Origin of the sequence: Streptomyces sp. NRRL S-495, assembly GCF_000966955.1 — a bacterium.
Lineage (GTDB): Bacteria > Actinomycetota > Actinomycetes > Streptomycetales > Streptomycetaceae > Kitasatospora > Kitasatospora purpeofusca.
In genome coordinates this window covers 1-14,535 of sequence record NZ_JZWY01000390.1, presented here as the reverse complement: position 1 = coordinate 14,535, position 14,535 = coordinate 1, and the positions used below count along the sequence as shown (strand labels likewise).

The window sequence follows — 14,535 nt, the reverse complement described above, 5'->3', positions numbered from 1 at the left end:
TCATCCAGTGTCGCAGACGCGCGAGGGCCCCGAACGCCGTGCGTCCGGGGCCCTGGGCCGGGGCGGGTGGCCTCAGCTGCCCACGAAGGCCGCCAGCAGCAGCCAGACCACCGGGGCGGTCGGCAACAGCGAGTCCAGCCGGTCCATGATGCCGCCGTGGCCGGGCAGCAGGGTGCCCATGTCCTTGATGCCGAGGTCGCGCTTGATCATCGACTCGCCCAGGTCGCCCAGGGTCGCGACGACCGCCGCGCAGCCGCCCAGGATCAGGCCCTGCCACCAGCTGCCGCCGTCGATGATCAGCTCCATCAGCAGCGCGCCCGCCAGCATCGACAGGCCGATGCCGCCGGCCAGGCCCTCCCGGGTCTTGCCCGGGCTGATCGTCGGCGCCAGCTTGGTCCGGCCGAACTTGTAGCCCACCGCGTAGGCGCCGGTGTCACTGCACACCGTGACGATCAGGAACAGTACGATCCGCTGCGGACCGTCGTCGGCCGCCAGCATCATCGCCACGAAGGTCGCGAGGAAGGGGACGTAGAAGGCGGTGAAGATGCCCGCCGTTATGTCCCGCAGATAGTTCTCCGGCGGCTCGGCCATCCGCCAGACCATCACCGCGAGACCGGTGAGCGCGAGCGAGGCCGCCGCCCACTGGATTCCCGACCAGTAGCCGGTGGCGACCATCGCGATGCCGCCCACGACCAGCGGGACCAGCGGCGCCTTGATCTCCTTGCGCTCGGCCAGCCGGCTGGTCAGCTCCCAGACGCCGACCGACACGGCCGCGATCACCACGACCAGGAACAGGGCCTTGACGACGAAGAGCGAGGCGACGATGACCGCGCCGAGGCCGACGCCCACGCCTATCGCGGCCTGGAGGTTGCGGCCGCCGCGCTGCTTGCGCTGCGCCGGCTGAGGCTGCGGATCGGGCTGGGCCACGGGTGTCTCCTGCCCTGGGTGGGACGACGGCACGAGGAACGGCTGCCCCGCCGCCGGTCCGCCCGGCACACCGGGGTGACCCGCCGCGACCGGCGGCACCTGCGGCGCCGACGGCCCCGGGTACGCCGCGGCGCCCGGGTACGGCCCGCCGACCGGAGCGGACCGGGCGTCGTCGGTGATCGCGCGCAGCACGACCGTCTCCGACGCGCCAGGCTCCACCGCCCCGGGCTGCTCGTCGCGGAACAGCGGTCCGCTCAGCCGGCCCGTCTCCCGGGACGACCCCTCGGCGGGGTCGGGCCCGGACGGGGCTGCGGGCTGCGGGCCCGGGTCGGCCGGAACGGGAGGCATGACCTGAGTCTCCTCCGCGTCGGGGTCCCAGTACACCGGAGGCTGCTGGGAGTGACCCGTTCGGTGGCCGGGGTCACCCGCGCCGTACTGCCCGTGCTGGTCGTACTGCCCGGGCCGGCCGTACTGCCCGGGCTGGTCGTACTGCCCGTGCGGCGGCTGCGCCGGGTACCCGCCGGCGACGGGCGCGGCCGGCGGGCCGGACGGGCCAGGTGTGCCGGGTGCGCCGGGGGCCTGCGCAGGCGTGCTGGGGGCCTGCGCAGGCTCGTGCGGACGGTACGGCTGGTACTGCTGGTCGGACGTGCCCCAATAGCCAGGGGCGTCAGGGGCGTCGTTCATCAGACCTCGAGCAGCTCGGCTTCCTTGTGCTTCAGCAGCTCGTCGACGGTGGCCACGTACTTGGCCGTGGTGTCGTCGAGCTCCTTCTCGGCGCGACGGCCGTCGTCCTCGCCGATCTCGCCGTCCTTGACCAGCTTGTCGATCGCGTCCTTGGCCTTGCGGCGGACGGCGCGGATCGAGACCTTGGCGTCCTCGCCCTTGCCGCGGGCGACCTTGATGAACTCCCGGCGGCGCTCCTCGGTCAGCTCGGGGAGCACGACCCGGATGATGGAGCCGTCGTTCGACGGGTTGACGCCCAGGTCGGAGTCGCGGATCGCCTGCTCGATCGCCTTCAGCGCGGTCTTGTCGAACGGCGAGACGACCGCCATCCGGGGCTCCGGCACGGAGAAGGAGGCCAGCTGGTTGATCGGCGTCACGGCGCCGTAGTACTCCGCGACGATCTTGGCGAACATCGCCGGGTGCGCGCGGCCGGTGCGGATGGCGGCGAAGTCGTCCTTGGCGTGGGCGACGGCCTTCTCCATCTTCTCCTCGGCGTCGAGGAGGGTCTCTTCGATCACTGTGATCTCCCTGTCCGGTTCATCTGCTGGTGTCCCGACCGGGGTCGGGCGCCGGAGCCTCGCGGCGGCGGCGCCGTCCGGTACGGCTGGTTACTGCTCAGGCCCGGACAGAATCCTGGCTGATGAGTGTGCCGATCTTCTCACTCTTCACCGCACGCGCGATATTGCCCTCCGCAAGCAGCTCGAAGACCAGCATCGGAAGGTTGTTGTCCTTGCACAGCGTGATCGCGGTGAGGTCGGCCACCTTGAGGTCGCGCGCGATGACCTCGGAGTACTCCAGCGCGTCGAACTTGACCGCGTCCGGGTTGGTACGGGGGTCGGAGTCGTAGACGCCGTCCACGCCGTTCTTGCCCATCAGCAGCACATCGGCGTGGATCTCCAGCGCCCGCTGGACGGCCGTGGTGTCGGTGGAGAAGTAGGGCATGCCCATACCGGCACCGAAGATCACCACGCGGCCCTTCTCCAGGTGCCGGACGGCGCGCAGCGGCAGGTACGGCTCGGCGACCTGGCCCATCGTGATGGCGGTCTGGACCCGCGTCTCGATGCCCTCCTTGACCAGGAAGTCCTGGAGCGCCAGGCAGTTCATGACCGTGCCGAGCATGCCCATGTAGTCCGAACGGGCCCGGTCCATACCGCGGACCTGGAGCTCGGCGCCGCGGAAGAAGTTGCCGCCGCCGATCACCACGGCGACCTCGGTGCCCGCGCGGACGACCGTGGCGATCTCACGGGCGATCGCGTGCACGACGTCCGGATCGACGCCGAGCCCGCCGCCGCCGGCGAAGGCCTCACCGGACAGCTTCAGCATTACCCGGCGGCGCGTGCCGTCCTGGATCTCCCGCGCGGTCTCCTGCGTCTCCTGCATGGACTTCTCCTTCTGCACCTACTGGTTCACAGACGCGGGTGTGCGGGTGCCCGGCCTGCGCGTACACGCGAGGAGGCCACTGCCGCGGGAACCGGTTCGGTGTCCTGCACGGCAATGGCCTCCTCGTCGTTCATGTCGCCGACGCGGCTCGCCCGTGAACGGATGGCGCTGGGTGAGCCCGTACGGCGCGTTCCCCGTCGCCCTGGTCAGCGGGCGGGGGCGGTTCCCAGCCTACGGCCGGGGAGACCGGTGGAACGTGGCTCAGGCGCCGACGCGGAAGCGGGCGAAGCGCTTGAGGGCGACGCCGTTCTCCTCGAGGACCTTGGCGACGGTCTTCTTGTTGTCCTTCGCGAAGGCCTGCTCCAGGACGGAGTTCTCCTTCACGAAGCCGGTGACGCGACCCTCGACGATCTTCGGCAGGGCAGCCTCCGGCTTGCCCTCCTCGCGAGCGGTGGCCTCGGCGACGCGGCGCTCGTTCTCGATGTCCTCGGCCGGGATGTCCTCGCGGGACAGGTACTTCGGCGCGAAGGCGGCGATGTGCTGCGCGACGTCCTTGGCGACCTCGGCGTTCTCCTTGTCCAGCTCGACCAGGACGCCGACGGCCGGCGGCAGGTCGGGGCTGGTCTTGTGCAGGTAGACGGCGACGAAGCCGTCGCCACCGAACTGCGCGAAGCGGCGGAAGACGATCTTCTCACCCAGGGTCGCGTTGGCCTCGTCCACGAACTGCTGGACGGTCTTGCCGGCCTCGATCTCGGACGCCAGGGCGGCGTCCAGGTCGGCCGGGGCGCTCTTGGCGACGTGGGCGGCGATCGCGTCGGCGACCTGGACGAAGTTGTCACCCTTGGCGACGAAGTCGGTCTCGCAGTTCAGCTCGACCAGGACGCCGGACTTCTTGTCCTCGGCGATCAGCGCGGCGACGGCACCGTTGGAGGCGTCGCGGCCCTCACGCTTGGCAACGCCCTTCTGGCCCTTGATGCGCAGAAGCTCGACGGCCTTCTCGACGTTGCCCTCGGCCTCGTCCAGGGCCTTCTTGCAGTCCATCATGCCGGCGCCGGTGAGCTCACGGAGCTTCTTGACGTCCGCGGCGGTGAAGTTCGCCATGGTGTGAATCTCTTCTCGCGTCTCGCGTGTCTGCGTGGAGTAGCGCCGGGGCCGATGGTTCGGCCCCGGCGCGGGAGAGAGGGGCACCGACCGGTGTCGTACCGGCGGGTGCCCCTCACCCTTGGTACGTCAGGCCTGCTCGGCCGGAGCCTCGGCGGCCGGAGCCTCGGCGGCGGGGGCCTCGGCGGCGGGGGCCTCGGTGACCGGGGCCTCGACGGCCTCGGCAGCCGGAGCAGCCTCGGCGTCGGCGGCGGGGGCCTCCTCAGCCTTCTTCTCGCCCTCCAGGATGTCCTTCTCCCAGTCGGCGAGCGGCTGGTCGGCACCCGGCTCGGCCTTGACGTCGCCCTTGGCGACACCCGCGCGGGACTTGAGGCCCTCGGCGACGGCGTCGGCGATCACACGGGTCAGCAGGGTGACGGAGCGGATCGCGTCGTCGTTGCCCGGGATCTTGTAGTCGACCTCGTCGGGGTCACAGTTGGTGTCGAGGATGGCGACGACCGGGATGTTGAGCTTCCGGGCCTCGCCGACCGCGATGTGCTCCTTCTTGGTGTCCACGATCCAGACAGCGCTGGGAACGCGCTGCATGTCACGGATACCGCCGAGGGTCTTCTCCAGCTTGTCGTGCTCGCGCTGGAGGACCAGGAGCTCCTTCTTGGTGAGGCCGGAACCGGCCACGTCCGAGAAGTCCAGCTCGCCGAGCTCCTTGAGGCGCTGCAGGCGCTTGTAGACGGTCGAGAAGTTGGTCAGCATGCCGCCGAGCCAGCGCTGGTTCACGTAGGGCATGCCCACGCGGGTGGCCTGCTCGGCGATGGCCTCCTGGGCCTGCTTCTTCGTGCCGACGAAGAGGACGCTGCCGCCGTGGGCAACGGTCTCCTTGATGAACTCGAAGGCGCGGTCGATGTAGTTCAGCGACTGCAGGAGGTCGATGATGTAGATGCCGTTGCGCTCGGTGATGATGAAGCGCTTCATCTTCGGGTTCCAGCGGCGGGTCTGGTGACCGAAGTGGACGCCGCTCTCCAGCAGCTCCCGCATCGTGACGACGGCCATAGCCGTGCTCCTCAGGTGTTACGCCCGGCTCCGGCGCAGCGGCGTCACGGGAGGCGCGGTGGCGCTTCCCGCTCGGCTGGTGCGAACGGCCGGGTCAGGCTCGGTTTTGTCCGTGGCGGCCAGGTGACAGCCACGCCTGACGCCCCGAACGTGCCGAGCCGCTTTCCCCGACGGTCCTGGGACCGGTCGGGCTCGGCGGACCGAGCGGCACTCGCACCTGGCGGGGGCGGCGGCTGAGCCGCTGTCCGACCACCGGTGGCGGGGCGTGCGAAGTCGACCCGGCGGACCGGGTCGCGTGTGAAGTGTACGGGAAGCGCCGAGCGCCGAGCGACTCCGCGGAAGGCGGGCGGGCGGGGACCGGCCAGGTCCGGGGCACCCGGGCGGCCGTGCCGGGGGCCCGCGAACCGGCCGGGGTCCACCCGTTGGAGGGACGGCCGTTGTCCCCAGGGGCCGGTTGTCCACAGGAAACGGGCCCCTGGTGGCCGGGTCGGGCCGGCCCGGGGAGCCTCGGCGGCATGACTGTCGGCGTGGGGGTGGTGGGTGTGGGCGTGGGTATCGGCGCGGGCGTGGGTGTGAGTGTGGGTGTGACTGCAGGCGTGGGGGCGGGGCGGCGGCGGGTGCTGCCGCTTCTGCCGGTGGTGCTGGTCGCCCTGCTGACCGGTGGCCGGCCCGGGGCACTCGGGCACGCCGCGGGCAGGGCGGACGGGGCTGCGGTCGGTGTCGCGGGGGAGGCGGGTCCTGGCGCGGTCGTTTCCGGGGCGCCCGGACTTCACGGGGTGAGTGGGGGCGGGCGGTGGTGGCCAGTGGACGGGCCGGGTGGGGGGCCGGGTGCCGTGATCGGCCGCTTCGAGCCGCCCGAGCCGCCCGAGCGACCGTGGGGTGCGGGCCACCGGGGCGTCGACCTGGCCGCCACCGCCGGTGCGGAGGTCCGCGCCGCGGCGCCGGGGGTGGTGACGTTCGCCGGGCCGGTGGCCGGACGGCCGGTGGTCACGGTCACCCACGCGATGGCGGGATCCGCGGCGTCCGTGGCTCCGTCGACTCCCCCGCTGCGGACCACCTATCTACCGGTGGAGGGCGCCCTCCCGGTGGGCACCTCCGTGGCGGCCGGACAGGTGATCGGACGGCTCGCCCCCGGGGACAGCCACTGCGCCGACGGCCCCTGCCTGCACTGGGGCCTGCTGCGCGGCAAGCGCTACCTCGACCCGCCGGCCCTGTTCGGGAGCGGCCGGGCCCGGCTGCTCCCGCTCGACCGCCCGACGGACCCGGTCGCCGCCGCGCCGATCCCCCAGGCCGAGCCGCACACCGTCCGCGGAGCGCGAGGGTTCAGCTCGGGCCGAGGCCGTGCAGGGCGAGGGCGACGGCGGCGTCCGCGATCACCTCGGGACTCTCGGCCCGGCCGCCCGCGGCCCGGTGCTCCGCCTGCCGCACCGCCGCTTCGACGATGCCCTGGAGCAGCGCGGCGGCCAGCCGGGGCTGCTCGTGACCGAGGTCCTCCAGCGCCTGGACCACCAGCCCGACCAGCGTCCCGTGCGCTGCTCGGATGCGTTCCCGGGCCGCGTCGTCCAGCTCCAGTGCGGAGATCGCCGCGACCGCCCGGTGTCGCGGGTCGGCGGCCAGCGCGAGCTGGCTCCGGACATACGCCTCGATCCGCTCGGCGGCGGTGTCCCGGCTCGCCATCCCGGCCTCGATCTCGGCGGCCCACAACGGGAAGTCCACCTCGCAGAGCGCCTCCACCACCGCCGCGCGGGAACGGAAGTACTCGTACACCGAGGAACGCGCGAGCCCGGTGCGCATGGCGAGCGCGGGGAAGGTCAGGGCCTCCATGCCTCCCTCGGTGAGGAGACTGCGGGCAGCATCGAGGAGGGCTGCCCGCTGCATCTGTCGATGCTCGGCCACACTGGCTGCTCGGATCTTCGGCACGCCCTCCACTGTACGGAGCCCTACATCCCGCCGGTACGGTGCCGCGTACCGCGACGGATACGGAGGGATGCGTTCCGGGGCGCGGAGCGCGGCCCCGGCGTACGCGGCGCACCGACCGGTCCGCACGACGACCGGCCGGGGGCGTTCGACGGAGGGGCGTCCGGCCGGGGGCGCTTTTCGGCCGGGTGTTCGACCAGAGGTTGGTCGGCGCCGAAGAGTGTCCGGCCGGGTGCGTTCGGCCGGGGCTTTCGGCCGGGGCTTTCGGCTACCGGATGTCCGACAGCTTGGCGCGCAGCTGGAGCACCGACTTGGTGTGGATCTGGCTGACCCTGCTCTCGGTCACCCCGAGGACCTGGCCGATCTCGGCGAGCGTCAGCCCCTCGTAGTAGTAGAGCGTCACCACGGTCTTCTCCCGTTCGGGAAGGGTGTTGACCGCCTGCGCCAGCAGCCGGCGCAGCTCCCGGTCCTCGGCCACCTCGACCGGGTCGTCCGCCCCGTGGTCCTCGAGCGTCTCCATCAGGCTCAGCCGGTCGCCGCCGTCGCCGACGGGATGGAGCAGCTCGTCGAGCGCGACCACGTTGGCGAGCGAGAGCTGGCTGAAGATGGTGTGCAGGTCCTCGATCGCGATGCCCATCTCGGCCGCGACCTCGGGCTCGGTCGGCGTCCGTCGCAGCCGGGCCTCCAGCGTCGCGTAGGTGCGCTCGACCGCCTTCGCCTTCTGCCGCACCGAGCGCGGGATCCAGTCCAGCGCGCGCAGCTCGTCGATGATCGCGCCGCGGATCCGGCTGATCGCGTAGGTCTCGAACTTGATGGCGCGCTCGATGTCGAACTTCTCGATCGCGTCGATCAGCCCGAAGACGCCGGAGGAGACGAAGTCGGCCTGCTCGACATTGGACGGCAGACCGACCCCGACCCGGCCCGCGACGTACTTGACGAGCGGTGAGTAGTGCAGGATCAGCTGCTCCCGCAGCCGCTGATCGGCCGTCTCCTTGTAGGAGCGCCAGAGCTCTTCGAGCGCCGTGCGCTCCCGGCGGGGAGCCGGCGCTTCGGCGGACGCGGGGGCGGCCGGGTCAGCGGGAGCGCCGGGCGCGTCCGGGCGGTCGTCGTGCGCCCCGGTGAGCGCCGGACGGCCGCCCTGCCGCGCCAGGGCCCCCATCGCACCCGTGGACTTGGACGGGTACTCGGTCGCGGTCCGCCGCTCGGTGCGCGGCCCTCCCGAGGACCGGGCGCCACCGGTCACTCGGTGTCCGGGAATGTGTGTGGGCATACGTTGGTCTGCGCCGTTCTGCCGAGTCATGTGCTGATAGGGAAGGCATGGCGAGCGTAGCGTGACCGACTCGCTGCAGAGTGCTACCGCCACTCGGTCGTCCCCCGATCCGGTGGCATTCGTGTCGCCCCACCCGGGCACCGGAGGTGGACGAACCGGATACCGGCCCCGCCCGACCGGTCCGCCCCGTCAACCCCGTGCCCTTCCCCGTCCTCCTCCCGGTCGTCCCTCGGGCGCGTGTCCTCCTGACGCCCCGCCCCACGTCTCCCCCGAGCCGCTCCGCCGCCCTCGTCCGGACGGGCCGTCACCTCCTCCGCACCAGGCGCCAGTGCGCGCCGTGGCGCTCGACATGGCCGAGCGAGCCCAGCTCGTAGAGCCGCTGGAGCACCTCGTCCGGCGGAAGTCCCGACTGCCGGGCCAACCGCTCCACCGGCGCGCCCTCCGCCGTGGCCGGCACGGCCTCCAGGACCCGCGCCGCCTCCGGTTCCAGGAGGTCCCTGGGCAGCACCGGCCCGCTGCGCTGCGGCGCCAGGTCCTCGCCGATCGCCCCGATCAGCTCGACGACCTCGGCCGCGTCGGTCACCACGGTGGCGGCGCCGCTGCGGATCAGCGTGTGCACCCCGGCGGAGAGTTCCGAGGTGACCGGTCCGGGCACACCCATGGTGTGCCGGTTGAGATCGCGGGCGCGTCTGGCGGTGCTGAGCGCCCCGCTGCGCAGCGCCGCCTCGACCACCACGGTGCCGCGGGTCAGCGCCGCGATCACCCGGTTGCGCAGCACGAACCGGAACCTGGTCGGGTGCTCCCCCGGCGGAAGCTCGCTCACCAGCAGTCCCTGTTCGGCGATCCGGCGGATCAGCGCGGTGTTGCCCCGCGGGTAGGCCACGTCCACCCCGCAGGCCAGGACGCCGACCGTCGGACCGCCGACCGCCAGCGCGCCCCGGTGGGCGGCCGCGTCGATCCCGTAGGCGCCGCGGCCGCGTCGAGCCCGTAGGCGCCGCCGGACACGACCACCCAGCCGCGTTCAGCGAGCTGCGCGGCGAGGTCCCCGGCGACGTGAGCACCGTACGCCGTGCAGGCCCGGGCTCCGACCACCGCGACCGATCGCAGGGCGAGCAGGCGCAGCGAACCCGTCCCGACCACCCAGAGCCCGGTGGGCCGGCCCTCCCCGAGGTCGTCCAGCTGGCTCGGCCACTCGGTGTCGCCCGGAATGATGAAGCGCCCGCCGACCGCACGCACCCGTTCCAGATCGGCGACCGGATCGAGCCCGGTCATCCGGGCCCGGTAGGCCGCCAGTCTGGCGGTGTCCACACCGAGCTGTTCGGCCGAGGCGCCACCCCGGATCGCCCGCACGACGTCCAGTGCGTCGAGGCGGGCGAGCCAGCGGCCGAGCGCGGCGTCCCCCGGTTCGCCGAGCCGGCTGAGCGCCGCCCTGGCGAGGCGCTCCGGCTCGGGCCTGGGCCGGGTCTCCGGGCCCGGCGGCCCCTCGGCCTCCGCTCCGGGGGTCCGGGGTGCCGCCAGGCCGGACGGTTCGGCGACGCGCGACCGGGCCTGCGTCCCGGGCTCCGGGACGGCTCCCGGTTCGGTGGGCGGGCGCTGGGGGAGGTCGTTCGCGGTGAGGCTCATGTGTCGCTCTCCTCGGGCTTCTCGGTGGGGGTGGGATCGGGCGGGCGGCGGGCGGACCGGGGGCGGGTGGGCCGCTCGTCCGCCCCGTCGCCGGACCGGTTCTCGGCAGAGTCGTCGGGGCGGTCAGGGCGGTCGGCGGCGAGGTTCGGACTGCGGAAGAACTGCTCCGTCAGTGGGAGCCCCTGTTCCACGCCGGTGCGCAGCACAAGGGCCGTCCGGATGTCGCGCTGTTCGGGGCGGCCGCGGCCGGCGAGGTCGGCGACGGTCCAGGCGACCCGCAGCACCCGGTCCAGGCCCCGAGCGGTCAGAAGGCCCCGCTCCAGCTGGCGCGCAGCGTCGTTCAGCGCGCCCGGCGCCAGCTGCCAGCGGGTGCGCAACTCGTGTCCGGGGACCTCGGCGTTGGTCCGCCACGGTGTGCCCGCGAGCCGGGCCGCCGCGCGCTCCCGCGCCGCGAGTACCCGGGCGGCGACGACCTCGGTGGTCTCGGCCGAGGTGTCGCGCTGCATCAGCTCGGCCCTGGTCACCGGGGCGACCTGGACCTGGAGGTCGACCCGGTCGAGCAGCGGGCCGGACAGCCTGCCCTGGTAGCGGCTGACCATGGCAGGCGTGCACTCGCACCCCTCGCCCCGCCGCGAATGGCGCCCGCACGGACAGGGGTTGGCTGCCAGGCAGAGCAGGAAGCGGGCGGGCAGTCGGAGCGATCCGGCGGACCGCGCGATCACCACCTCGCCGGCTTCGAGCGGTTGGCGCAGCGCGTCCAGGACCCGGACGGGGAACTCGGGCGCCTCGTCGAGGAACAGGACCCCACGGTGGGCCAGCGAGACCGCACCCGGTCTCGGCAGACCGCTGCCGCCGCCGACGATGGCGGGCATGGTGGTCGAGTGGTGCGGGGAGCAGTAGGGCGCGTGGTCGATCAGCGGCCGGCCCGCCGGGAGCAGCCCCGCGACGGAGTGGACCGCGGTGACCTCCAGCGCTTCCTTCTGCGTCAGCCTCGGCAGCAGCGCCGGCAGCCGCTCCGCCAGCATCGTCTTGCCCGCGCCCGGCGGGCCCTTGAGGTAGAGGTGGTGGCCGCCGGCGGCGGCGATCTCCAGAGCCCGGCGGGCCTCGTACTGTCCGGCCACATCGGCGAGGTCCATCCGGGCGGCCGCCTCGTCGGGCAGGCCGCGCACCCCGGCGCTGGGGAGCATGAGGCCAGCCATCAGCGGGTCGGGGCGCCCGACGAGCCGGTCGGGGGGCTCCTCCGGCTCGGGGGCTCCGGTGAGCACGGCGATCAGCTGGCGCAGGCTGCGCACGCCGATGACACTCACTCCGGGGACCAGCGCGGCCTCGGCGGCCGTCTGATCGGCGACCACGACCCGCTCGTAACCGGCGTCGGCGGCCGCCAGCACCGACGGGAGCACCCCGCGGACCGGGCGCACCCGCCCGTCCAGGCCCAGCTCCCCGATGAGCAGCAGGTCGGCGATCGCGGAGGGGTCGAGCCGTTCGGCTGCGGCCAGTACGGCGCAGGCGACGGCGAGGTCGAAGCCGCTGCCGCTCTTGGGCACCGATGCCGGGCTCAGCCCGACGGTCAGTTTGCGCTGCGGCCAGGCCTCACCGCTGTTCACGACCGCCGCGCGAACCCGGTCGCGGGCCTCGGAGAGCGCCTTGTCGGGCAGGCCGACCAGGGTGAACGCCGCTACCCCGGGCTCCAGGTCGGCCTGGACCTCGACAATCACCCCGTCGACCCCGACCAGGGCCACGGAACACGTCCGGGCGAAGGCCATCTAGACCACCCCCCGCAGGTGGTCGACCGTGGCCGCGCCGCGGACCCGGTTGATGACGGCGACGAGGTCGATCCGGACGCCGCCCGGCGGAACGGGCGCCCACGGCGGGTCGGTGGAGCCGGGCCGGTACTCGGGGCCCGCCAACCGGGCGAAGTGGCCGGGCCAGCGCTCGGACATCCAGCGCTCGGCCAGGCGGCGCAGCCGGTCCGCCTTGGTGGGGTCGATGGCCTCACTGGGCTGCTGGAAGCTCCGCTCGGAACGGGTCTTGACCTCGCAGACCGCCACCGTGTCGCCGTCGAGGGCGACGATGTCCAGCTCGCCCTCCACGCACCGCCAGTTGCGGTCGAGGATGCGCAGCCCCTCCTCGGCGAGCCGACGGGCGGCCACGCGTTCGCCGTAGCGGCCGAGGCCGGTGTTGCTGAGCCTCCCCGGTCCGGCCCCGCCGGGCGGGGGCAGGGCCGTTACGGGCGGGGCGGGCTCGGCCGGGGCGGATGCGGGCGCGACGGAGCCCGGGTCGGCCTGCGGGAGCGGGCCTCCCGCCGGGGCGTGTGCCGCCCGTCGGCGTGGCTGCCCGTCCCGCCGGGCCTTCGCGGTCTGCTGGCGCGTGGCGCGCTCGATGTCCTGCACGGTGACCACCTCCGACGGGGAGGCTGCCGTGCGATCCGGAAGCGGACCAGAGAGTTGTTATTTCCTGTGGAAAACCCGGGCCTGTGGATAACTCCTGTCACCCACGGGAGTGAGAATTCCGGAATATCCGAAATTCCCCTGGACATCCGGGGACCGGGCGGTCCAACGTCAGTTCCCGAAGCCGGACTCGTCCGAGGGCAGCTCCAGATCGCTCTTCGCGAGTTCCTCGATGTTCACGTCCTTGAAGGTCAGCACCCGGACCTTGCGGACGAACCGGGCCGGCCGGTACATGTCCCAGACCCACGCATCCGCCATCGACACCTCGAAGAAGACCTCGCCCTGTACCGAGTGCACCTGCAGCTCGTAGTCATTGGTGAGGTAGAACCGTCGCTCGGTCTCGATCACGTACTTGAACAGGCCGACGACGTCCCGGTACTCCCGGTAGAGCTTGAGCTCCATCTCGGTCTCGTACTTTTCGAGATCTTCGGCACTCATCCAGGCGTCCCCTCAACTTGTCACGTCCACCCATTGTGGACCACCGCACTCACCCTCAGAGCCGTACCGGGGCGACCGGCGGCCCCTCGGTCAACAGCCGCTCCAGAAAGTCCACCAGTCCGACCGGATAGACCGTCTCGGAAGTGGACCGCAATTCCTCGACCGTCCACCAGCGCGCCGCGAGCAACTGGGCATGTTCGTCCTCGCCCATGCCCGAGTGGTCCAGCACCGTCCGCGTCGTCCGGGCCAGGTGGAACCACTGTTCCTGCTCGAAGCGCTGCCCCCGATAGGAGAACGAAGCATTGCCGTACGCGACCACCGGTCCCAGCTCCACGCCGCGCAACCCGGTCTCCTCCACGAGCTCCCGCTCGGCGGCGTCCCGGACGTCCTCCCCCGGCTCGAGTCCCCCACCGGGGGTGAACCACCAGGTGACGCCGGGCGTCGCCGGGTCCGAGCCGTGGAAGAGCAGCAGTCGGTCCTGCCCGTCGAGCAGCAGGATCCGTGAGGCCCTGCGCCGCTGTGCCGCCATGACGAGCCTCCACGCTCCCTCCGTCCGCCCCGGTCGTTCCCCCGATCCTGCCACCCGGCGCGGTCGTCCGGGGCGAGGTTCGGCAGAGCGGTCCCGGCGCGGGCGGCACCGGCCGGGGTCAGGCGGCGCGGCGACGGCGGCGCACCAGGCCCGCCGCACCACCCACCGCCGAGGTCACGACGATCGTCGCCGCGCCTACAACGCTCGCCCAGAACGCGGGCTCCAGCGGCCCCGGGCCCGCCGACCGGTGTCCGTCGATCGCCTCGAACGCCGAGGTGCCGCTCAGCAGCGCCATCCGGCCGAACGGCAGCACGGTGGCCTCCACCCTGGCCTGCACCTCGGTGGCCGGGACGGTCCCGCCGTCCGTCTCCAGGTGCACCCGGGAGTCGAGCGAGCCGAGCCGGTTGTCACCGAGCAGGAAGAGCCGGCCCGGCGGCACCTCCACGTTGAAGGAGGCGCCCTGGGCACCCGTCCCGGCGAGGTAGGGCTCGTCCACCGGCTTGCCGTTCACGGTCAGCCGCCGGTCGCCCTCGCCGACCGCGACGGTGTCCCCTCCGACCGCGACGACGCGCTTGACCATGAGCTCGCCGCCCCAGGCCTGGTCGCGGAAGACGACCACGTCGCCCCGCCCGACGTCCGAGCCGTCGGACTTCCTGGCCAGGACGGTGTCCTGGGCCTGGAGGGTGGGCGCCATCGAGGCGGTGGGAATGCTGTAGGGCCGGTAGCTCACGGCGATCACCGCGAAGCCGCCGATCAGCAGGACCAGTCCGAGGCCGAGCAGTACGCCCTGGACCACGGCCGCGGGTCCGCGCCGACGGCGGGCGGCGGCCGGCGGATTGTCGGTCGCGCGTTCCACGACACTGCTCATCGATACCGTCCAACCCCTGACCGACCCGGAAACGCCCACAGCGCCGCACCGGGACCATGGGCGGAAAACCCGGCGGGCCGTGGCACGTCCGAGCAGATTACTCGTCGGTACCACGGCCCGCGCAAGACCCGGGCGCCCCCGGTCGTCGTCAGGACCGGTCGTCGCGGTCCGTCCCGTTCCACCGCCGGCGGACCAGCGGGAGCAGTGCGACGGCGCCCACGGCACCGGCCGCGGCCGGAACCGCGGGCAGGGCCGCCGCCGCCAG

12 protein-coding genes and 2 pseudogenes are annotated in these 14,535 nt (G+C 73.1%); 1 reads left to right on the top strand and 13 read right to left on the bottom strand.

Features of this window, described 5'->3' with window-relative positions; translation table 11 throughout:
• Positions 1-72 precede the first annotated feature (72 nt).
• The 5 genes from VR45_RS20720 to rpsB all read right to left on the bottom strand — a co-directional run bounded on the left by VR45_RS20720 (position 73) and on the right by rpsB (position 5,178).
• The gene (locus tag VR45_RS20720) at positions 73-1,185 is read right to left on the bottom strand and encodes a phosphatidate cytidylyltransferase (protein WP_234326053.1); all 1,113 of its coding nucleotides are present in this window, start codon (positions 1,183-1,185) and stop codon (positions 73-75) included.
• A 425-nt stretch (positions 1,186-1,610) separates the two neighbouring features.
• A complete protein-coding gene (frr, locus tag VR45_RS20715) occupies positions 1,611-2,168 on the bottom strand; it encodes a ribosome recycling factor (RefSeq protein ID WP_030396755.1) in 558 nt (185 codons plus the stop codon).
• Between the two features lie 97 nt (positions 2,169-2,265).
• A complete protein-coding gene (pyrH, locus tag VR45_RS20710) occupies positions 2,266-3,030 on the bottom strand; it encodes a UMP kinase (protein ID WP_030396754.1) in 765 nt (254 codons plus the stop codon).
• 261 nt (positions 3,031-3,291) lie between these two features.
• Positions 3,292-4,131: a translation elongation factor Ts gene (gene tsf, locus VR45_RS20705; RefSeq protein WP_030396753.1), complete on the bottom strand. Its 840-nt coding sequence runs from the start codon at positions 4,129-4,131 to the stop codon at positions 3,292-3,294.
• 129 nt (positions 4,132-4,260) lie between these two features.
• Positions 4,261-5,178: a 30S ribosomal protein S2 gene (gene rpsB / locus VR45_RS20700; protein ID WP_045941284.1), complete on the bottom strand. Its 918-nt coding sequence runs from the start codon at positions 5,176-5,178 to the stop codon at positions 4,261-4,263.
• Positions 5,179-5,693: 515 nt separating this feature from the next.
• On the opposite strand from rpsB, the pseudogene VR45_RS44300 reads away from it, so the two are divergent.
• Positions 5,694-6,371, top strand: a pseudogene (locus VR45_RS44300) (peptidoglycan DD-metalloendopeptidase family protein); the annotation flags it as partial.
• 130 nt (positions 6,372-6,501) lie between these two features.
• Here the strand turns inward: VR45_RS44300 and VR45_RS20695 are convergent.
• From VR45_RS20695 to lepB, 8 genes and pseudogenes are all read right to left on the bottom strand, one after another.
• The gene (locus tag VR45_RS20695) at positions 6,502-7,074 is read right to left on the bottom strand and encodes a TetR/AcrR family transcriptional regulator (protein WP_045941283.1); all 573 of its coding nucleotides are present in this window, start codon (positions 7,072-7,074) and stop codon (positions 6,502-6,504) included.
• Between the two features lie 289 nt (positions 7,075-7,363).
• Positions 7,364-8,338: an RNA polymerase sigma factor WhiG gene (gene whiG, locus VR45_RS20690; RefSeq protein ID WP_234326052.1), complete on the bottom strand. Its 975-nt coding sequence runs from the start codon at positions 8,336-8,338 to the stop codon at positions 7,364-7,366.
• A gap of 331 nt (positions 8,339-8,669) precedes the next feature.
• Positions 8,670-9,988: pseudogene (dprA, locus tag VR45_RS20685) on the bottom strand (DNA-processing protein DprA).
• The gene (locus tag VR45_RS20680; RefSeq protein ID WP_078896692.1) at positions 9,985-11,751 is read right to left on the bottom strand and encodes a YifB family Mg chelatase-like AAA ATPase; all 1,767 of its coding nucleotides are present in this window, start codon (positions 11,749-11,751) and stop codon (positions 9,985-9,987) included. Before VR45_RS20680 ends, dprA begins: the two are co-directional and overlap by 4 nt.
• The gene (locus VR45_RS20675) at positions 11,752-12,207 is read right to left on the bottom strand and encodes a YraN family protein (protein ID WP_045941301.1); all 456 of its coding nucleotides are present in this window, start codon (positions 12,205-12,207) and stop codon (positions 11,752-11,754) included. It abuts the gene before it with no gap.
• A gap of 339 nt (positions 12,208-12,546) precedes the next feature.
• Entirely contained in the window at positions 12,547-12,873 is a 327-nt protein-coding gene (locus VR45_RS20670; RefSeq protein WP_030056781.1) for a DUF2469 domain-containing protein, read from the bottom strand.
• A gap of 55 nt (positions 12,874-12,928) precedes the next feature.
• On the bottom strand, positions 12,929-13,402 hold the full coding sequence (locus tag VR45_RS20665) for an NUDIX domain-containing protein (protein WP_045941282.1): 474 nt from the start codon (positions 13,400-13,402) through the stop codon (positions 12,929-12,931).
• 118 nt (positions 13,403-13,520) lie between these two features.
• Positions 13,521-14,270, bottom strand: coding sequence for a signal peptidase I (lepB, locus tag VR45_RS20660; RefSeq protein WP_045941281.1), 750 nt, complete (start codon positions 14,268-14,270; stop codon positions 13,521-13,523).
• Positions 14,271-14,535 lie beyond the last annotated feature (265 nt).